Origin of the sequence: Microbacterium sp. SORGH_AS_0428, assembly GCF_031453615.1 — a bacterium.
Lineage (GTDB): Bacteria > Actinomycetota > Actinomycetes > Actinomycetales > Microbacteriaceae > Microbacterium.
In genome coordinates this window covers 1,685,466-1,703,496 of sequence record NZ_JAVIZT010000001.1, presented here as the reverse complement: position 1 = coordinate 1,703,496, position 18,031 = coordinate 1,685,466, and the positions used below count along the sequence as shown (strand labels likewise).

The window sequence follows — 18,031 nt, the reverse complement described above, 5'->3', positions numbered from 1 at the left end:
CGACTGAGGCATCCTTGCCTTCGCATAAGTATGGGTAATCGAGATACCTCCCGTCGATGCCTACAGGTTTCTTAACCTGTGGATGCGGGCAGGGCCGCCCGTCCGAACGAGGGAGTTCACATGTCCGCATCCGCTTTCGACGCCATCGCCCACGCGGGGAGCCCGGTGGATCTGCTGCGCAACGCGCAGAGCAAGCCGACGATCTTCCCGGTGACGCCGGAGTTCAGCAACTGGCGCAGTGAGCAGCGGTCGTGGCGCGAGAGCGTGGCGCTGCTGGATCAGTCGCACCACATGACCGACCTGTTCATCTCCGGCCCGGATGCGCTGCGGCTGCTGAGCGATACCGGCGTCAACTCGTTCGCCCGGTTCCCGGTGGATGCGGCGAAGCAGTTCATCGCGGTCAACCACGAGGGGTATCTCATCGGCGACGCGATCCTGTTCCACCTCGAGGAGCAGGTGTTCGATCTCGTGGGCTGGTACATGGTGCTGGACTGGGTGCAGTTCATCGGTGAGAGCGGCGACTACGACGTCACCTTCGAGCGCGACGCGAACACGCTCATGCGCGAGCCGGGCGTCGACCCCGTGCTCTACCGCTACGAGCTGCAGGGTCCGCATGCCCTCGCCCTCATGGAGAAGCTGACCGGTGCTCCCGTGCCGCCCACGAAGTTCTTCGGCATGGCCACGTTCGAGATCGCCGGGGTCACGGTCCGCTCGCTGCGGCACGGCATGGCCGGTCAGCCCGGGTTCGAGCTGTTCGGGCCGTGGTCGGACGGCGCCCGCATCCGCGAAGCGATCATTGCCGCGGGGGAGGAGTTCGACCTCGTGCTCGTGGGGGCGAAGGCCTACTCGTCCGCGAACCTCGAGTCGGCGTGGGTCCCCTCGCCGCTGCCCGCGATCTTCTCGGGGGAGCAGATGGACGACTACCTCGCGTGGCTGCCCGCCGTGCGCCTCGGCTCCCTTGCCGGGAGCTTCGTGTCCGAGCGCATCGAGGACTACTACCTCACCCCGTACGACCTCGGCTACGGCCGCAGCGTCGCGTTCGACCATGACTTCATCGGCCGCGCGGCGCTCGAAGCGCACGCGGCGGCCGAGCAGCGCGTGAAGGTGACCCTGGTCTGGAACCCCGACGACCTCGCCGCCGCGCAACGCTCCCTGGTCGAGGACGGGCTGCCGGCGAAGTACATCGACTTCCCGAAGGCGCGGTACGGCCTGTATCAGGTCGATCGAGTGCGCGCCGACGGCGTGGATGTGGGCATCTCGCACGACTGCGGCTACATCACGAACGAGCAGGCCTTCGTGTCGCTCGCGAGCATCGCCGCCTCGCACGCCGAACCCGGGACCGAGGTGGTGCTGACCTGGGGCGAGGATCCCAACTCGGCGAAACCCGCCGTCGAGCGGCACCGGCAGGTGGAGATCCGCGCAACGGTCGCCCCCGCGCCGTACTCCCGCTTCGCCCGGGAGAACTACCGGGCCGGCTGAGGCTAGCCCTGTCCGGGTGCGCCGTACATGCCGCCGTCGGGCAGGGGTGGGCAGGTGGCGGTGTCTGTCTGGGCGGCGACCTCTGCGCGGATGGCAACGTCCGCGTCCACCTTCGTCAGCGTGTAGACGACGCCCTCCTGCGCGCCCTCGGTGGGGATGTAGCCGATGATCGCCGAATCGGAGCCGGGGCCATCCTCGGCCAGAGGCCAGAAGTGGGTGGTGATGAGGCCGGCCGGTGGATTCTCGAGCAGCCAGTTGCCGGCATCCACGACCGTCGTGGCGGGGACCAGCCAATAGCCCTTCGCCTCTGCGTATGGTCCGCAGGGCCAGCTCGTGTATGAGCCAAACCGCGGGGGCGTGCCCTCAAGAGTGACGGCTCCCGCGGGAAGGTTGGTGGCGTCCAGCCATGCTTGGGCTTGCGCGAGAGCTGCCGCCTCGCCTGCCGAGGGCGTCGGGGACTCGCTCGTTGCGATGGGAGCCGGATCCGCGCCTGGGTCTGCGGCGTCCGCGCTAGATGCGCACCCCGCCAACGCGACGCAGGCCAAGAGAATCACGCCGGGAGCCGAGAGTGAGCGAAGCCGCATGGGCCAAACATAGCGGGGGCTCCTGCGTCGCATGTCGGGGGGAGGGGAGCGGCCCGCGCGGTGTGCCGCTTTCGCCTGTTCGCCCCGCCTGCGTGTCTCACATGTGCTCGTGAACCGCCCGCTATGCGTGAACAACTGAGACACGGAAGGCCTCGCCGCTGCTACAGCGGCAGCCCGTGCGAGTGCCCGGGCGGCTGAGGCACCCTAGGCGAGGGTGAGGAACAGCTTCTCGAGCTCCTCCACCGTGAGCCGGTTGTCGGCGGCATCCCCATCCGCCGCGTCCCGGTCGGCCGGGGCGTCGGTGAGGCACTCGCGCATGGCGGTCGAGATGATCGCGAACCCGGCGCGGTCGATCGCGCTGCTGACCGCAGCGAGCTGGGTGATGACGTCGCGGCAGTCGCCACCGTTCTCGACGGCGGCGATAACCGCGGCCAGCTGGCCCTGCGCGCGCTTGAGTCTGTTCGCCGCCTTCTTGACGGCCTCGGCGTCGTGCAGGGAGCGGTTGGAGGTGTCCATGGTGTCTCCTCGGTGACGGATGGTGGGTCAGGCAGCGGTCCCGGCGGCCCAGGTGCGATACCCACCGTCGAGGTTGCGGACGTCGTGGCCGAGCTGCGTGAGCAGTCGCGCGGCGGTATGTCCGCGCTGGCCCACCTGGCAGTGCACGACGATCGGACGGTCGCCGAGCTCACGGTGCCTGGCGCGGATCTCGTCGAGCGGCAGGTTGATCGCGCCGGGGATCGCGCCCGCGGCGTGCTCGGTCGGTGTGCGCACGTCGACCAGCATCGCGCCGTGGTCGAGCGCGGTGTCGAGTTCGTGCCACTGCAGCGTGCGCGTGGCGCCGGAAGCAGTGTTCTCCGCGACGTAGCCGAGCATGTTGATCGGATCCTTCGCGGAACCGTACTGCGGCGCATAGGCGAGTTCCAGCTGCGATAGGGCGGTCGCGCTCAGGCCCGCTGCCATCGCGACCGCGATGATGTCGATGCGCTTGTCGACGCCCTCGCCGCCGACGATCTGCGCCCCGAGGATGTGGTCGGTCACCGGGTCGACGAGCAGTTTCATCGCCATCGGCTGCGCACCCGGGTAGTACGTCGCGTGCGACGCCGGATGCGTGTGGACGACGCGGTGCGGGCGCCCCGCATCCCGAAGCCGCCGTTCGTTCCAGCCGACGAGGGCGACCGTGGTGCCCAGCAGCCCGAGGATCGCGGTGCCGAGGGCGGGTGCTGCATCGTCCGGTTCGGTCCCGGCGATGTCGTCGGCTGCGGCCCGGCCGTGCCGGTTGGCGAGGCCCGCCATCGTCACGAGCGTGGGTGCGCCGTCCAGGCCGCCGCGCTTCTCAACGCCGTCGCCCACTGCCCACACCTTGGGTGCCGAGGTGCGGTGGCGCGCGTCGACCGCGATCCCGCCGGTCGGCCCGAGGCGGATGCCGGCAGCATCCGCGAGGCGTCGGTCGGGGCGCACGCCGCTCGCCTCGATCACCAGGACCGCCTCGACCGCGCTGCCGTCGCTCAGGTGAACGCGCCCCGGCTCCGCCCCCGTGACGGTCACTCCGAGCCGCACATCGACACCCGCGTCCCGAAGGAGAGCCAGGATGGGCGCGGCCATCTCGACGTCGAGCGGCGAGAGCACCTGCGTGCCCCGGGTCACGAGCGTCACCTGCGCGCCGCGGGCGAGGAGGTTCTCGACCGCTTCGAGACCGATGAACCCGGCGCCCACGACCACGACGCGCGGCGACGCTCCGGCGGCGTCGAGCACCTCGAGAACCCGGTCCACGTCTTCGACGCTGCGCAGCGTGTGCGTAGGCACCTGCTCGGCGGACGGCCCCGGGGCGGCCGTGGCCCCGGTCGCGATGACGAGCTCGTCGTAATGCTCGACGCGCTCCGCATCCGATTCGAGGTCACGCACCGTCACCGTCTGGGCCGCCGTGTCGATGTCGACCACCTCGTGGCGCACGTGCACGTCGAGGGCGAACCTGCTCGCCAGCGACTGGGGCGTCTGCAGCAACAGCGACGCGCGATCCGGGATCACGCCGCCGACGTGATACGGCAGCCCGCAGTTCGCGAACGACACATGCGCACCGCGTTCGTACACGGTGATCTGCCGCGCCTCGTCGAGCCGACGGAGTCTCGTCGCCGCACTCATGCCCGCGGCGACGCCGCCGATGATGATCGTCGTCATGTGTGCAAATATACCCCCGGGGGTATTGTGCAAGCAAGCGACCGCACAAGCGGTGCCGAGAGGAAACGGAGCAGGACAGATGTGTCGACAGGTGGCGTGCCGCACGTGCGGCAAGGCGACGTGGGCGGGATGCGGACAGCACATCGACGAGGTGATGCGGGGAGTGCCCAAGCGTGACCGCTGCGAGGGACATCAGACGCAGCCCTCCGAGGGCGGGCTCTTCGGGCGCCTCTTCCGCCGCTAGGGAGCACGAACTCACGCGGGGCGGTGGCCCTGTTCGTCGAGCGATCGGCGGGCGCGCCGCAGGAGCTCGGCCAGCGTCTCGCGCTCGGTGTCGTCGAAGTCGGCGAGCATGAGTTCCTCGACCACCGCGATCTGCGGATCGAGGGAGGCGAGGGCGGCGGCGCCCGCATCCGTGAGATGCAGGAGGATGCGCCTGCCGTGCGCCGGGTCGCTCTCTCGGCGCACGAAACCCTCGGCGACGAGCGGGTCGATGATGCCGGCCATCGTCTGCGCGCGCACGAAGGACCGGCGGGCGAGCTCGGAACTGCTGATGCCGGGGCGGCGACGCAGCACGGTGAGCGCCGTGTACTGCGCGCCCGTCATGCCGGCCGCCGCACACGCGGCGAGGAACCGGGGACGCAGCGCGAGCTCAAGCTGCTTGACCGTGTAGACGAGACTGCCTCGCTGTGCCGACATCCGGGCCTCCTCCGCGGCGATCACGCTAGCGCACCCGAGGCGGGATTCTCGCAGCCCGCGTCCCGCTCACTCGCCCGACGCGACGATGCGCGTGCCCAGCGCATCGACGAGGAGCGCCTGGTCGTCGCGCAACGCTTGCAGGCGGTAGTCGCCGCCATAGGTGTGGAGGATGCGGTCGATCAGTTCCGGCGGGTACGGCGGGAGCAGCCCGTCGGCATGGGGAACGACGGTCGTGTCGATGAGCGCGAGGCCCCGCGTATCGCGCAGCAGCGGGCCGTCGGCCGGGTCGTCCATGAGTGACGCGGGAGCGACATCGGGACCCGCGATGATCGACCCGGCACTCGTCCCGATGTACGGGAGACCGGCCCGCACGTGGTCGACGATCACGGCGTCGTTGCCCGTCGTCTTGAGTGCCTCGAGCAGAGCGAACGTGCTCCCGCTGGCGACGTACAGCGCATCGAGCGCGCCGAGTGCCGCATGCAGCTGATCCGGCTCCGTATCGCGCGCGATGATCTCCCGCAGCTCATGGCCCAGGGTCGAGACTCGCGCGCGCTCCGCCGCCACGAAGGGTGCGCCCGCCAAGCCTGCTTGCGCATCCGCTACGTAACCGATCGTGAGCCTGCGACCCGGATCTCCGCTCGCGTCGGCCAGGAAGGGGGCGAGAGCCCCGGATTGCCAGGACAACAGGAGAAGTCTCATGCCTCGACGCTACGCGGCGCCTCCGACGCCCACGGCGCTCGCGTGTTGACGGATATCCACGCACCCTCTACTGTTTCAGGCATCCTGAAATACGCGCGACGATGCGCAAGGAGGACACCGTGGCCGAATCCACCCGACTCTCGCTCACCATGGCCGATCTCGCCGGTTCCGCCGGACGGACGTTCGGGCCGTCGTCATGGCGGCAGATCACGCAGGATGAGGTCGACCTCTTCGCGCGCGTGACCGGCGACGACAACCCCATCCATCTCGACGCCGAGGTCGCTGCGGCGACCCCGTTCGGCACGCGCATCGCGCACGGCCTGCTCACGCTGAGCCTCGTCGTGCCGCTCATGGCAGAGGTCTTCGAGGTCGAAGATGCGGGCATGGGCATCAACTACGGGCTCAACCGCGTGCGCTTTCCCGCTCCCGTGCCGGTCGGCAGCCGCATCCGCGTCTCGGGTGAGGTGCGCACCGCGAGCGAGGTCGCCGGCGGCGTGCAGATCGAGGTGCCCGTGACCTTCGAGGTCGAGGATGCGGCGAAGCCCGCATGCGTGGCGGAGCTGGTGCTGCGCTACTACCGCTGACGCGCCGCTGCGGGAGACATCGGACGAAGGGGTTCGGATGAGAGGCCACTACAGCGACGTGTGGCAAGAGGTCGCGCGCGCATTCGGCGACCGGCCAGCGATCGTCACGCCTACCGGGACGATGACCTACGAGCGATTCGCGCGCGACGCCGGCGCGCTCTCGGGCCACCTCGCGCAGGCCGGGCTCCGTCCGGGCGACTCGGTCGCGATCCTCCTCTACAACCGTCCCGAGTACCTCGTGACCCTCTTCGCCTGCTTCGCCAGCGCGATCGCGCCCGTCCCCTTGAACTACCGGTATCGCGCGGTCGAGGTGCGCGCGCTGCTCGAGGACTCCGGCGCGAGGGTGCTCGTGTACCCCACGTCGCTCGCGGATGTCGTGCACGATGCGCTCGAGGGGTGGGAGCATGCGCCGCAGCTCATCGTGATCGACGACGGACCGAGTCCCGTGCCCGCGGCCGGCACGACGTGGACGGATGCGGTCGCCGCGCCGCACGAGCTTCTCCCGACACCGCCGGATGGGGCGGAGCTCCGCCTGTACACCGGCGGCACGACGGGCAAGCCCAAGGCCGTGGTCTGGGCCGCCGAGGACATCCTCTCGGTGCAGCTCTACTCCATCTACGGCACGGCGGGGCTCGAGGTGCCGGCTTCCATGGCCGAGGTCGTCGCCGTCGCCGCCGACCCGCCGGTCACCCGCACGCTTCCGCTCGCGCCGTTCCTGCACGGCACAGCGCTGTTCACATCGATGAACACCCTCGTGCTCGGCGGCACGGTGCTCATCCTGCCGTCGGCGCGGTTCGACGCCGACGCCGCGGTGCGCTTCGCCCTCGACGAACGGGCTACGCGCCTCATCATCGCCGGCGACGCCATCGGGCTGCCGCTCGTCGACGCGCTCGAACGTGCGGGCGTCTCGGGCTTCGGCGAGGTCCGTTCCATCATCAGCTCCGGAATGCGCTTCAGCACCCAGGTGAAACGCCGGTTCCACGAGAGTGGCGACATCGTCATCACCGATCTGCTCGCCTCGACGGAGGGCGGCCCTTACGCCGTCAACGTCACCGCATCCGCCGACGACCTTCCGGGCGAGCTGCGCCTGCTGCCCGGCGCGGTCGTGCTCGATGAGGACCTGCAGCAGGTGCAGCACCTCGACGGTGGACGCGGCATCCTGGCGTTCCGCGGCACGCTGCCGAAGGGTTACTTCCGCGACGAGGAGAAGACGCGAGCGACCTTCCCGGTCATCGACGGTGTGCGCCACGTCATGCCCGGCGACTGGGCTCTCGCACACGGTGACGGGACCGTCGAACTGCTCGGCCGGGGAAGCTCCGTCGTGAACACCGGCGGCGAGAAGGTCTACCCCGCGGAGGTGGAGGAGGCCCTGCTCGCCTTCCCCGCCATCGGCGACGCCGTCGTGTTCGGGATGCCGGACCCGCGCTACGGCGAAGTGGTGACTGCCGTCGTCGTTCCCGCCGACGGGGCGGTGATCGACGGCGACGCCCTGCGCACGCATCTGGACGCCCGCCTCGCCGGGTACAAGAAGCCGCGGCACCTCGTGATCCGCGACACCCTCGAGCGCAGCCCCCACGGCAAGGTCGACCTGCCGCGGCTCAAGGCCGGGCTGCAGGCGCTGGTCGGCGGCGTCGATGCTCCGACCGGCACCATGCGCATCGTGCACTGACGTCCCTATCCATCCGCGACGGTCAAGGAGGACCGCTCATGACACAGAACGACTCGGCCGCCCCGGCCGCCGTCGACCCGGGAATGGCCCGTGAGTCGCGGCGGGTGATCGGCGCGACCTTCCTCGGCACCACCATCGAGTGGTACGACTTCTTCCTCTACGCCGCCTGTGCCGCACTGGTGTTCGGTCCGCAGTTCTTCCCGTCGGACGATCCTGCCGCGAGCCAGCTCGGCGCCTTCGTGACCTTCGCCTTCGGCTTCGTCGCCCGACCGCTGGGCGGGATCCTCGCCGGACACTTCGGGGATCGCATCGGACGTAAGCGGATGCTGGTGCTCTCCCTCTTCGTGATGGGCGGGGCCACGGTCCTGATCGGCCTCGTGCCCAACTTCGAGGCAATCGGCATCGCCGCCCCCATCCTCCTCGTCGTGCTGCGTCTCGCTCAGGGGCTCGGTGTCGGCGCCGAATGGGGAGGCGCCGTGACCATGGCGATCGAGTACGCGCCGCCGCAGCGGCGGGCGCTGTACGGGGCGGCCCCGATGATCGGCCTACCGGCGGGACTCATGCTCGCGAACCTCATGCTGATCGTGCTGCTCGCGCTCACGGGGCCGGCTTTCCAGGCGTGGGGATGGCGGATCGGCTTCGTCATCAGCGTCGTGCTCGTCGTCGTCGGTCTGTGGACCAGGCGCCGGCTCGGCGAGAGCCCCCTCTTCGAGTCGGCCGTGAAGAACGCGCCCGCCCGCGTGCCCTTCATGGAGGTCTTCGCCCGGTTCACCCCGCAGCTGATCGTGACGATCGTGATCGCGGGAGTGCCCTCGATCCTCTCCTACCTCGTGCTCACGTGGGCGCTGAGCTATGGCACCGCCCAGTTGGGCTACGGCCAGAGCGCGCTGCTGTGGATCGGGATCGCGTGCTGCGTGCTGCAGATCGTCATGATCCCCCTGCTCGCGCGGATCGCCGATCGTCGGGGACTCGTGCCGATGGGAGTGCTGGGCGGCATCCTCATGGCCGCGACGGCGATCGTCTTCTTCCTCCTGTTCAACACCGGAGAGATCTGGCTCGCCGCAGTCGGCACGATCCTCGCGCACGCGTCGACGTCGTTCGCCTGGGCGGTCGTGCCGCCGATCCTCACGCGCACCTTCCCGAGCCGACTCCGTTACTCGGGCGTGAGCATGGCGTATCAGTTCGGCGCGATCGTCGGCGGCGGCATCGCGCCGCTCATCGCGACCTCGCTTCTGGCGGCGACGGGCTCGACGACACCCGTCGCCCTGTACGTCGTGGGCGCCTCCCTGCTGATGGCCGTCTGCACGATCGCGTGGGGGAGGTTCCGCCCGCCCGTGGACGACGCTGCTTGACCCTCACGCGGCGTGAGGGCGCATGGTGGTCCCATGAGCGACTTCTCCCACGCCTTCGACATCAGTCCCGTGCCCCCGCCCGGGCCGGACGCCGTCGCCCCGGAACTGTTCCGCGGCATCTACGGCATGCCCATGTTCGTCACGATCCCCTCGGCGGATCTCGCCGCATCCGTCGACTTCTGGACCCGCGGGCTGGGCTTCTTCGAGCTCTTCGCGATCCCGGGGCAGCTCGTGCACCTGCGCCGGTGGGCGTTCCAGGACGTGCTGCTGGTGCCGGCGGCATCCGCGGCGCAGGCGCCGCCGGCGATGAGCGTCAGCTTCGCCTGTGTGCTGGGCCAGATCGACGACATCGCGGATGCGGTGCGCGCCGTGGATGCGGAAGCGATGACCGGCCCGCGCGACACCGCATGGAACACCCGCGACGTCGAGGTGCTGACGCCCGAGAACGCTCGGGTCGTGTTCACCGCGGCCAAGCCGTTCGATCCGTCGAGCGAAGCGACGGCCGCTCTGCGCGCCGCCGGTATCGGCGTCGAGGAAGACGACAATGGTGAGCATGTCTGACGGGAGCGACCTCAGCGTCGGGCAGGCGGCTCGCCGGCTCGGTGTCACGGTGCGCACCCTGCATCACTGGGACGAGATCGAGCTCGCCAGGCCTTCCGTCCGCGAGGACAGCGGTTATCGCCGGTACGCGGGCGCCGACATGGAGCGGCTGCACCGCATCGTCGTCTACCGCGAGCTCGGGATCGGACTCGACCACATCCGCATCATCCTCGACGGCTCGGCGCTCGAGGCGGCCGACGTGCTCCGCACGCAACGGGCCCGGCTGGGTGAGCGCATCGAGGAGCTGCGGCGTCGCGGCGAGGATGTCGAGCGGATGATCGACGCATACGAGAACGGCCTCACGCTCACGGTGCGCGAGCAGGTGGAGGCGTTCGGCCCCGAGTGGGATCCGCGGTGGCCGCTGCAGGCGCGCGAGCGGTACGGCGACACCGGCCAGTGGCAGCAGTACGCGGAACGCTCGGCGAAGCGGGATGCGGCGGACTGGACGCGCATCGCGCAGACCGTCAGCGCGCTGGACGCGGAGCTGGCGGCCGCGATGGATGCAGACGCCGAGCCGGGCAGCGAGCGTGCGAACGCGCTCGTCGACCGTCACCGCGAGGTCTTCTCGCAGTACTTCCCGCTCACGCGCAGCATGCAGGTCTGCCTGGGCCGCATGTATGAAGCGGATCCCGCCTTCACCGCGCACTACGACGCTGTGCGACCGGGCCTCGCCACGTGGCTGCGCCGTGCGATCGATGCCCGTGCCCGCGGCGAGGGTCTCGACCCCGACACCGCCACCTGGGAGTGACCCGCGCCGTGATGCGCCGCTCACTCCCTACATCCGCGCCTCCCTGCTCGCCTCCCGCGAGACTGCATTTTCGCGACGAGATCACTGTGTTTACCCGTGATCTCGTGAGGGAAATGCATTCTCGCGGGAGCTGAGGGGGCTCAGTCGAGCAGGCGGAGGCGGCGGAGCTTCTTGTGGCCGAGCACGGCGGCGACCGGCTTCACGAAGACGATCTCGCCGAAGCGGTAGTCCGCCCCGCGGGCGAGTCGTGCGGCGAGGTCGGGTCGCTGCATCCACAGGTATCCGCGGGCAAGCTCCGCGTGGATCGAGTTCGACACGATCTTGATGACGTCGGCGGACTCGATCAGGGGGATCGCGTTCTCGACGTTCTGCCACGTCGACCTGCTGGTCGGCTCCAGCACGGAGGGGCCGCGGTAGCCGAGCTCGTCGCGGGCGTACGCATCCATGATCTCCGCCTCGGGGATGGGGCCTTCCACCGTTCCGCCGCAGAACACCAGGATGCTGCGGGTCATCGTCGGGTCGATTGAGCGGATCCCCGCCCGCACGCGGTAGCGGTTCTCACGGTTGGCCCGCGGTCCGCGGTTGCCGTAGCCCAGAACCACGATGGCTTCCGTGCCCCGCGCGGATGGCGAGCCGAGGCGTCGCCGGCTCGCACGCCAGTGGGTCACCTCGCCGAAGGCGAGCACCGTCACCGCTGCGACCGTCGCGGCGGCCAGGGCGAAGCGGAGCGGACGCACGTGTTCAGGATAGGAGCCGGATCACGCCGTCGCGTCCTCGTGCGGGAGGTCGCCCGTCTGCACGGTGCGGACGCTCCTCGTGGCGACGGCCGCGCCGGTGGCCATGAGGATGACCGCGGCGCAACCGAGCAGGACCGGGGTCGTGCCGAAGCGGTCGGCGAGCGGGCCCACGAGGATCTCGCCCAACGGGATGGCGATGAAGGATCCGAGCATGTCCCACGAGTACACGCGCGACAGTGCGGCTCGGGGGATGTGCGTCTGCAGCGCGTGATCCCATGCGATCGCGAACAGCTCGATCGCGACGCCGCCCAGCAGGAAACCCGCGATGAGCACGGGAAGCGCGGGCAGTACTCCCAATGCCGCGACGGGAATCGCCGTCACGGCCATGAGCCCCACGCCGATCCCCACCGCGTGGCGCGGGCGCCAGCGCAGGGCTACGACGGCGCCGATCGCCAGTCCCGCCGTCTGCGCGGCGATGACGAGACCCCAGGCTGCGCGTCCGAACGATGCGTCCGCGATCACCGGCCCGAGTACGGTCGTGGCGCCCACGAAGGCGGCGTTGAGAACGGCGAACTGCGCCACGATCGTCCAGACCCAGCGCCGGCTCGAGAACTCGACCCATCCCTGGCGGAGGTCCGTCAGGACCGAGAACCGCTCATCCGCGGCCCGGGGTCGTCGCGCGGGGAAGCGAGATCCGCGCGAAGCAGGCGGCCGCCAGTGCGAACGCCGCCGCATCGATCACCAGGCCCCACCCCGCTCCCACCACGGCGATGACCGCTGCGCCCGCGGAGGCGCCGACGATCGTGCCCCCGTTCAGGCTGAGCCGGATCACGGCGTTCGCGGGGCGTAGCGCCGCGGCCGGAACGGTGTCGGGAACCATCGCGGCTGTCGTCGGCAGGCTGACCGCCGCGACGGCGCCGTTGACCACGCTCAGGATCACCAGCAGGGCGACGGTCGCCGATCCGGTCAGCACGAGCGCGGCGATCGTCGCTTGTGTCGCGGCCGCCGCGAGCGCCGTCGAGACGAGCACAACGCTGCGCGGCAGACGGTCGGCGAGGATGCCGCCGAACAGCAGCACGGCGACGTTCGCCACCGAGCGGGAGGCCACGACGAGGCCGAGGTCGGCGGGAGAGCCCGTGAGATCGAGCACGGCGAAGGCGAGCGCGATGGGCGCGACCGCGTTGCCGACGATGCCCACCGTGCGTCCGGCGAGCAGCCACCGGAACGCGGCGTGCCGGAGGACGCCGCGTGCGCTGACCGTGCCGGTGGTCACGGTTTGCGCAGGGGGAACATGGACAGCGTCATCGAGACCGGAACCGTTCCGGGAGTGCGGGGTCTCTGGGCGCCCGCGTGGAGGACCGTGGTCGCCTGGCCGATGTGGTGCACCACCCGCCGCCAGAGCTCCGGCGCGATCCAGAGCTCGGCATCCGTCGACAGCGCGGGGCCGTCGATGCGCAGGGAGCTGCGCCTGCGCAGCTCGTCGACCAGAGCCTCGACGTACAGCTGTCGGTCCTCCAAGGGGAGCCGCTCGTGAGGTGCGTCGACGTCGAACGGCTGCGCGGATGACTCATGGCGGTAGCGCTTGGCCTCGCCGCCGCGCACCTTGATCACCTCGACGACCCGCACCAGACCCGCGCGCTCGAGAACGCGGAAGTGGTAACTGGCGCTCGCCTGCGAGACACCCAGATCTCGCGCGGCCTCGGCGGCGCTCATCGCGGCGCCCGTGGTCAGCGACAGCAGCCGGAGACGGATGGGGTGCGCTGTCGCGCGCAGCGAATCGAGGTCGGACACGACGACAATCGTCGCCAGCGGCCGCCCTACCGTCAAATGCCTCTTTGGGGGTCGTCGATCAGGCGGACTCGCGTCCGAGTCGCTCGAACCAGGCGAGCGTCCCTCGGGTCATGTCGTCGGGGGCGCCCAGCTCGCCCAGCAGGTCCAGCGCATCGCGCACCTCCTGCTCGCGGCGGGTTCGATGTGTGTGGGTGCCCGTGATCAGACGCTCGACGAGATCGGGGGCGTCGGGCCCCAGCTCAGCGGTGAGCTGACCGCGCATCCAGTCCGCCGCATCCGCCGCCTCAGCGGCCGTGAGCGTCTCGATCAGGAGGGTCGCGAGGCCCTTCATGAAGACGCTCCGCACGATCTTCAGCCGCGCGGCAGCTCCCACGGGGGCATCGATCGTGTCGACCGGAACGCCGAGCGGTCGCAGCAGCCCGGCGAGGAGGTCCGCGCCCGGACCGCTCGCGAGCAGCGGAGTGCCGGCGCCGGCGCGTGTGACCGGCGCGAGCACGGCCACATCCGCGACGTGCACGCCGGCGCGCGTCGCGATCTCCCCGACCGCGGACTTCACCCCCGGCGCCGCCGTGTTGAAGTCGGCGTACAGGGCGCCCGCGTCCAGCAGCGGCACGACCTGCTCGGCTACGGATACGGCGGCGTGCGCTCCGACAAGACTGATGGTCGCCTCGGCGGCGGTCACCGCTTCGGCCAGGGTGCCGACGCGGGGAACGGTGGGATCGTCCGCGCGCGGGTCCGGATCGTAGCCGCGTACCTCCGCGCCCGCCCGGGAGAGGTCCACGGCATAGCGGCGCCCCGCCTCACCGAGCCCGATGACGGCGATGCGCGTCACGTGCGGACCTTCGGGGCCGCGTCCGCGCGCCCGGCGAGGTCGGCGATGTACGCCCAGGACTTCGCCGAGACACCCGCATCCGGACGCGGACCGTGGACGACGGCCGCGTCGTCGAGGCCGGAACCGTACAGGGCGCGCAGCGCACGGGTGATCCCGGCCGACGCCACGCGCAGGGTCTCGAGAACGGCCGCGGCCGACGAGCCGTCGTTCGGCACGACGGCTCCGAGAGCGGCGTACACCTCGCCTTCGGGCCCGCGCACCGGCACGGCCATGCCCCGCGACTCGAGATGGATGTGGCCGGACGCCACGGCGAAACCTTCGGAGCGGACGCGGGCGAGCTCGGCGCGGAGCGCCCGCGGGTCCGTGATCGTGAACGGTGTGTACGCGCGCATCGGGCTGCGCAGCACCTCGTCCACGACGCCGGCGGGCGCGTGCGCGAGCAGCACGAGGCCGTTCGAGGAGGCATGCAGCGGGATGCGGCCGCCGATGAGCGTCGCGTTGACGACCGCATCCGGCGCCGACATCCGCTCGATGAACAGCACGTCGAGCTCGGCGCGCACTCCCAGCTGCACGTGCTGACGGATGCGGGCGTGCGCCGCGGCGAGCCACGGACGCGCGACCTCGCGGAGCCCGAGCGCACCGGGGGTGCGTGAGGCGTACTCCCACAGCCGAACGCCGAGGCGGTAGGTGCGATCCGGCAGCCGCTCGAGCAGACCCTCCTGTGTCAGCTCCGCGACCAGCCGGTGCGCCGTGGACACCGGGATGCGGGCGGTTGCGGCGATCTCGCCCAGGGTGAGGAACGGATGCAGGGCGTCGAAGGCGTCGAGCACTCTCAGATGCCGATGCAGTGCCGATTCGCCGGCCGATCCCCGCGCCATCGCGACTCCTCCCGCTACCGGGACCCTACCCCGCGCCGAGCGCCTCGACGCGGGGTACAGCGGGTGCCGGGTGGGTTTGGGGCACGATCTCTGCCCCAAACGGGGCAGAGTGACGCCGCGCGCTCAGGCGCGATAGACCGTGCGCGCCCACTCGTGGTACGGAGCCGGAGCGACCGTCGCTCGCACGATCACCTGGCGGTGGTTCTGATCGACCGAGTCCTTCGCGGAGATCGGATCCTCACCCCACACGATCTCGACCTCGTCGCCGTCGGGGATGTCGGCGTCGAGGGTCGCGAGCGACATGTACAGCTGGTCGTAGGCGATGTAGCCCGCATCCGTCGAGATGCCGACGCGCTCGCCGGCGCGGCGCACCTCGTCCATCTGGTACAGCCCGTAGCGCGCCTTGGGGAAGTCGAGGAACTTCGCGGGCGTGCCGGGCTCGAGCTGCGAGCGCACGACGGCGGCGACATCGTCCGCGTTCCAGAGCAGGGTGACCTTGCGCCGGCGCGGGTTCTCCGCGTGCCGCTCCAGCGCCGCACGGCCGTGGAAGTCGTGGTCGAAGCGCACCGAGCGGCCGAGTCCGATGTCGTACGGCGTGAGATAGAAGTCGCGCACGTCGTCGGAGGTGAGCGAGCCCGCCACCGAGCCGATCCGCTCGGCGGGCAGCCACGACCGGTATTCGGCCATGTCGTCGTCGAAGACGGCGGGGAAGGGCGTGGGCACCCAGCCGGACTCGAGCGGTGTGGCCGAGTAGGCCTTCGCGCCGACGCGGCGGATGCCGAACTCCTCGCCGGCCTCCAGAATCGTCTGTAGCACGTGCTCGTTGTCCGCCCACGGGCCGAAGAACTCGAAGCCAGGCTGTCCGGCCATGCCGTGACGCAGCGCCTTCACCGCGCGGCCGCCGATGGTGACGTCGCCGATGTGGAAGAACTTGATGTCGGGTGCCGGGCCGCCGAACAGCTTCTCCATGACGCGGTCGGCCTCGGGCCCCTGTAGCTCGTAGCGGTAGAAGGTGGGCGGGCCCTGCCGCATGTGCGAGTTCGGCTCCAGACGCTGATGCACATCCTTGCCCTCGGCCGCGGCCTTCTCGAGGGTGAAGCGCACCCAGTCGATGAGGATGTGGTGGCCGATGAGCACGAGCCCCTCGGGTGCGTCTTCGTTGTAGAACAGGATGCCGTCTCCGACGAGGTAGCCGGACTCGTTCACGCTGATGAGCTGTTTGGCCACGCCCGGGCGGAACGTGGCGAAGGTGTTGGGTGAGATGGAGGAGAGCACCTCGATGAGGTCGCTGCCGCCGAGGAACAGCTGCGTCATGTGATGCGACTGGTCCATGAGCGCGACCGTGGTGTTCCAGGCGCGCTGCTCATCGCGCCAGTTCGTGAACTCGGGGGCGACCGGGAACGTGAACGCCGGCCAGTTCTGGTTGCGCAGCAGCTCGAGCGGGCTTCCGGTGCGTTCGATCGCCGCGGCGAGGGATTCGGATGTCATCGTCGACCTTCCTTTCGTCGAGGCGAGCATGCGTCGGGCGCGATCGGTGGTGGGAAGAATTTCCGTTCATGTGAATTCTGTGCGGCGCCGCTCGCCGTCCGGGAGAGAGTGTGATCAGAACGTGCCCCGGAATCGACGCCAAAATCGTTGACAATCTTGGGGGGACTCCGTACCGTCCCAGGAACGGGGCGAACCCCCGGTCTCGCAATGACGCGACGACACGGAAAGGCGGCCATGGCGGCTCGACTCACCCTCAAGGATGTGAACCTGCGGTTCGGCGGGATCACGGTGCTGCACGACGTCGGCTTCGATGTGGAGCCCGGGCAGATCTTCGGCCTCGTCGGGCCCAACGGTGCCGGGAAGACCTCGCTGTTCAACTGCATCAGCGGGCACTACCGACCGAGTTCGGGCTCCATCACGATCGACGGCGACGAGGCATCCGGGCAGACCCCGGCGCATCTCGCGCGGCGCGGGCTCGCCCGCACCTTCCAGCATCCGGCGCTGCAACTGCACGCATCCGTTCTCGAGAACGTCATGTTGGGCGCGCACACGCGCCTTCCGGGAGGTCCCGGCGAATGGGCCATCCGCACGCCGCGCACGTGGCGCTCGGAGCGGGAGATGCGCACCGAGGCGCTGCGGCTGCTGGAGCGCTCCGGGCTCGGGTGGGCGGCGAACCGCCACGCCGACGAGCTCTCGCACGGACTCCACAAGGCGATCGAGCTGTGCCGCGCGCTCATGTCGCACCCGAAGCTGCTCCTGCTGGACGAGCCGGCGGCCGGGCTGCCGCACTCCGAGGTCGAGCAACTCATCGCGACCGTCCGTGCCATCCGCGACGAGGACGACATCACCGTCGTGATCGTCGAGCACCACATGGGGCTCATCGCGGCCCTGACCGACCGCGTGGTCGTGCTCGATCACGGCCGAAAGCTGATGGAAGGCTCGGCCGCCGAGGCGCAGAGCGATCCTCGGGTGATCGAGGCCTACATCGGCAAGGAGGCCGCCGATGACGCTGCTTGAACTCGTCGACGTGACCGCGTCGTACGGTCCGGTGCAGGTGCTCGACGGAGTGTCGCTGAGCGTGCCCGAGGAGGGGGCCGTCGGCATCCTCGGGGCGAACGGTGCGGGCAAGACGACCACGCTCCGCGCGATCAGCGGGATGGTGCGCACGACCGGCACCATCCGCTTCGACGGGCGCGACATCCGCGGGATGCGGCCCGAGAAGGTCGCGTCGATCGGCATCGCGCACGTGCCCGAGGGGCGCGGCACCCTCGGAGCCCTGACGGTGCGCGAGAACCTGCGGGTCGGTGCGTACCAGCGGCGCGACCACAAGGCGATCCAGGGCGACATCGACTACTGCCTCGAACTGTTCCCCAACCTCAAGGAGCGCTACCGTTCGCACGCCTCGGCGCTGTCCGGCGGCGAGCAGCAGATGCTCGCCGTCGCCCGCGCCTTCATGGCGCGTCCGCGCCTGCTCCTGCTCGATGAGGCGTCTCTCGGCCTCGCCCCGAGCACCGCGCGCACGGTCTACGACGCCATCGCGAGGCTCCGCCGGGAGTCGGGCATCGCGATGCTCGTGGTCGAGCAGAACGCGACGCTCGCCTTCCGGCTCGTCGACACCGCCACCGTGCTCGAGACCGGCCGGAACGTGCTCACCGGCACGTCGGCCGAGCTCAAGGGCATGGACGAGATCCGCCGCGCCTACCTGGGAGGTTGAGA

20 protein-coding genes are annotated in these 18,031 nt (G+C 70.3%); 8 read left to right on the top strand and 12 right to left on the bottom strand.

Annotated elements, in window-relative coordinates; translation table 11 throughout:
• Positions 1-120 precede the first annotated feature (120 nt).
• Positions 121-1,479 (top strand): aminomethyl transferase family protein, encoded by a 1,359-nt coding sequence (locus QE374_RS08050; RefSeq protein ID WP_309733789.1) that lies wholly within the window; start codon positions 121-123, stop codon positions 1,477-1,479.
• Positions 1,480-1,481: 2 nt separating this feature from the next.
• On the opposite strand, the gene QE374_RS08045 is transcribed toward QE374_RS08050, so the two are convergent.
• The 5 genes from QE374_RS08045 to QE374_RS08025 all read right to left on the bottom strand — a co-directional run bounded on the left by QE374_RS08045 (position 1,482) and on the right by QE374_RS08025 (position 5,636).
• The gene (locus tag QE374_RS08045) at positions 1,482-1,748 is read right to left on the bottom strand and encodes a hypothetical protein (protein ID WP_309733786.1); all 267 of its coding nucleotides are present in this window, start codon (positions 1,746-1,748) and stop codon (positions 1,482-1,484) included.
• Between the two features lie 519 nt (positions 1,749-2,267).
• Positions 2,268-2,579, bottom strand: coding sequence for a metal-sensitive transcriptional regulator (locus QE374_RS08040; RefSeq protein ID WP_309733783.1), 312 nt, complete (start codon positions 2,577-2,579; stop codon positions 2,268-2,270).
• A gap of 27 nt (positions 2,580-2,606) precedes the next feature.
• Entirely contained in the window at positions 2,607-4,238 is a 1,632-nt protein-coding gene (locus tag QE374_RS08035) for an FAD-dependent oxidoreductase (protein WP_309733782.1), read from the bottom strand.
• Between the two features lie 255 nt (positions 4,239-4,493).
• On the bottom strand, positions 4,494-4,937 hold the full coding sequence (locus QE374_RS08030) for a MarR family transcriptional regulator (protein ID WP_309733781.1): 444 nt from the start codon (positions 4,935-4,937) through the stop codon (positions 4,494-4,496).
• A gap of 66 nt (positions 4,938-5,003) precedes the next feature.
• Positions 5,004-5,636, bottom strand: coding sequence for a Type 1 glutamine amidotransferase-like domain-containing protein (locus QE374_RS08025; RefSeq protein ID WP_309733780.1), 633 nt, complete (start codon positions 5,634-5,636; stop codon positions 5,004-5,006).
• Positions 5,637-5,755: 119 nt separating this feature from the next.
• On the opposite strand from QE374_RS08025, the gene QE374_RS08020 reads away from it, so the two are divergent.
• From QE374_RS08020 to QE374_RS08000, 5 genes are read left to right on the top strand one after another with little or no spacing between them, the layout of a single operon-like run.
• Positions 5,756-6,220, top strand: coding sequence for a MaoC family dehydratase (locus QE374_RS08020; protein ID WP_309733778.1), 465 nt, complete (start codon positions 5,756-5,758; stop codon positions 6,218-6,220).
• Positions 6,221-6,257: 37 nt separating this feature from the next.
• Positions 6,258-7,889: an AMP-binding protein gene (locus QE374_RS08015; RefSeq protein WP_309733777.1), complete on the top strand. Its 1,632-nt coding sequence runs from the start codon at positions 6,258-6,260 to the stop codon at positions 7,887-7,889.
• A gap of 38 nt (positions 7,890-7,927) precedes the next feature.
• Entirely contained in the window at positions 7,928-9,241 is a 1,314-nt protein-coding gene (locus QE374_RS08010; protein WP_309733775.1) for an MFS transporter, read from the top strand.
• A gap of 33 nt (positions 9,242-9,274) precedes the next feature.
• Positions 9,275-9,802, top strand: a complete 528-nt coding sequence (locus tag QE374_RS08005) for a VOC family protein (protein WP_309733772.1) — start codon at positions 9,275-9,277, stop codon at positions 9,800-9,802.
• Complete coding sequence (locus QE374_RS08000; protein ID WP_309733769.1) at positions 9,795-10,589, top strand: MerR family transcriptional regulator; 795 nt, start codon at positions 9,795-9,797, stop codon at positions 10,587-10,589. The genes QE374_RS08005 and QE374_RS08000 overlap by 8 nt, the downstream gene beginning before the upstream one ends.
• Before the next feature lie 140 nt (positions 10,590-10,729).
• Here the strand turns inward: QE374_RS08000 and QE374_RS07995 are convergent, their stop codons facing one another.
• From QE374_RS07995 to QE374_RS07965, 7 genes are all read right to left on the bottom strand, one after another.
• Complete coding sequence (locus QE374_RS07995) at positions 10,730-11,326, bottom strand: YdcF family protein (RefSeq protein WP_309733767.1); 597 nt, start codon at positions 11,324-11,326, stop codon at positions 10,730-10,732.
• 21 nt (positions 11,327-11,347) lie between these two features.
• The gene (locus QE374_RS07990) at positions 11,348-11,908 is read right to left on the bottom strand and encodes a hypothetical protein (RefSeq protein WP_309733765.1); all 561 of its coding nucleotides are present in this window, start codon (positions 11,906-11,908) and stop codon (positions 11,348-11,350) included.
• 73 nt (positions 11,909-11,981) lie between these two features.
• Positions 11,982-12,599: an MFS transporter gene (locus tag QE374_RS07985; protein WP_309733762.1), complete on the bottom strand. Its 618-nt coding sequence runs from the start codon at positions 12,597-12,599 to the stop codon at positions 11,982-11,984.
• Positions 12,596-13,117 (bottom strand): helix-turn-helix domain-containing protein, encoded by a 522-nt coding sequence (locus QE374_RS07980; protein WP_309733760.1) that lies wholly within the window; start codon positions 13,115-13,117, stop codon positions 12,596-12,598. Before QE374_RS07980 ends, QE374_RS07985 begins: the two co-directional genes overlap by 4 nt.
• A 58-nt stretch (positions 13,118-13,175) precedes the next feature.
• A complete protein-coding gene (locus QE374_RS07975; protein ID WP_309733758.1) occupies positions 13,176-13,949 on the bottom strand; it encodes a DUF1932 domain-containing protein in 774 nt (257 codons plus the stop codon).
• Positions 13,946-14,827, bottom strand: coding sequence for an IclR family transcriptional regulator (locus QE374_RS07970; protein ID WP_309733756.1), 882 nt, complete (start codon positions 14,825-14,827; stop codon positions 13,946-13,948). The genes QE374_RS07975 and QE374_RS07970 overlap by 4 nt, the downstream gene beginning before the upstream one ends.
• A 123-nt stretch (positions 14,828-14,950) precedes the next feature.
• The gene (locus QE374_RS07965; RefSeq protein ID WP_309733754.1) at positions 14,951-16,315 is read right to left on the bottom strand and encodes an aminomethyl transferase family protein; all 1,365 of its coding nucleotides are present in this window, start codon (positions 16,313-16,315) and stop codon (positions 14,951-14,953) included.
• A 234-nt stretch (positions 16,316-16,549) separates the two neighbouring features.
• On the opposite strand from QE374_RS07965, the gene QE374_RS07960 reads away from it, so the two are divergent.
• Entirely contained in the window at positions 16,550-17,332 is a 783-nt protein-coding gene (locus QE374_RS07960) for an ABC transporter ATP-binding protein (RefSeq protein ID WP_137418706.1), read from the top strand.
• Positions 17,319-18,029 (top strand): ABC transporter ATP-binding protein, encoded by a 711-nt coding sequence (locus QE374_RS07955; protein ID WP_309733751.1) that lies wholly within the window; start codon positions 17,319-17,321, stop codon positions 18,027-18,029. The genes QE374_RS07960 and QE374_RS07955 overlap by 14 nt, the downstream gene beginning before the upstream one ends.
• Positions 18,030-18,031: the final 2 nt, after the last annotated feature.

Coding starts and splice junctions, on each gene's coding strand:
- QE374_RS08025 (WP_309733780.1), bottom strand. CDS start 5,636: ATGAGACTTCTCCTGTTGTCCTGGCAATCCGGGGCTCTCGCCCCCTTC.
- QE374_RS07965 (WP_309733754.1), bottom strand. CDS start 16,315: ATGACATCCGAATCCCTCGCCGCGGCGATCGAACGCACCGGAAGCCCG.
- QE374_RS08050 (WP_309733789.1), top strand. CDS start 121: ATGTCCGCATCCGCTTTCGACGCCATCGCCCACGCGGGGAGCCCGGTG.
- QE374_RS08015 (WP_309733777.1), top strand. CDS start 6,258: ATGAGAGGCCACTACAGCGACGTGTGGCAAGAGGTCGCGCGCGCATTC.
- QE374_RS07960 (WP_137418706.1), top strand. CDS start 16,550: ATGGCGGCTCGACTCACCCTCAAGGATGTGAACCTGCGGTTCGGCGGG.
- QE374_RS08010 (WP_309733775.1), top strand. CDS start 7,928: ATGACACAGAACGACTCGGCCGCCCCGGCCGCCGTCGACCCGGGAATG.
- QE374_RS07955 (WP_309733751.1), top strand. CDS start 17,319: ATGACGCTGCTTGAACTCGTCGACGTGACCGCGTCGTACGGTCCGGTG.
- QE374_RS08040 (WP_309733783.1), bottom strand. CDS start 2,579: ATGGACACCTCCAACCGCTCCCTGCACGACGCCGAGGCCGTCAAGAAG.
- QE374_RS08035 (WP_309733782.1), bottom strand. CDS start 4,238: ATGACGACGATCATCATCGGCGGCGTCGCCGCGGGCATGAGTGCGGCG.
- QE374_RS08030 (WP_309733781.1), bottom strand. CDS start 4,937: ATGTCGGCACAGCGAGGCAGTCTCGTCTACACGGTCAAGCAGCTTGAG.
- QE374_RS07970 (WP_309733756.1), bottom strand. CDS start 14,827: ATGGCGCGGGGATCGGCCGGCGAATCGGCACTGCATCGGCATCTGAGA.
- QE374_RS08000 (WP_309733769.1), top strand. CDS start 9,795: ATGTCTGACGGGAGCGACCTCAGCGTCGGGCAGGCGGCTCGCCGGCTC.
- QE374_RS08005 (WP_309733772.1), top strand. CDS start 9,275: ATGAGCGACTTCTCCCACGCCTTCGACATCAGTCCCGTGCCCCCGCCC.